The organism is Candidatus Glomeribacter gigasporarum BEG34, assembly GCF_000227585.1.
GTDB lineage: Bacteria > Pseudomonadota > Gammaproteobacteria > Burkholderiales > Burkholderiaceae > Glomeribacter > Glomeribacter gigasporarum_B.
Map to the genome: position 1 here is coordinate 1 of NZ_CAFB01000027.1, position 432 is coordinate 432.

The window sequence follows — 432 nt, forward strand, 5'->3', positions numbered from 1 at the left end:
GCTGATTGCGGCGGTGTCCAATGCCCGGCCAAAAATTGCGGATTATCCCTTTACAACACTGACGCCGAATCTGGGCGTGGTGCGCGTCGGCGCGGGGCAAAGTTTTGTCATGGCGGATATTCCCGGAATCATCGGAGGCGCGGCAGAGGGCGCGGGCTTGGGGCATCGTTTCCTGAAACATTTGCAACGCACGCGGCTGTTGCTGCATCTGGTGGATATCACGCCTGATCAGGCCATCGACCCGGCGATGGGCGCGCGCGCCATTATGGATGAATTACGCAGATATGATGTTGCATTGTATGAAAAGCCGCGCTGGCTCGTGTTCAACAAGACAGACCAGATACCGGATGAACTCCAAAAAAACATGTATTGAAAACTTTATCCAGCGTCTGGACTGGAAGGGGCCTATATTTGCGCTGTCTGCGCTGACCC

Annotated in this window: 1 pseudogene; it reads left to right on the top strand. The window is 55.3% G+C overall.

Annotated features, from left to right (window positions below):
- Positions 1-432: pseudogene (locus CAGGBEG34_RS00485) on the top strand (GTPase); the annotation flags it as partial.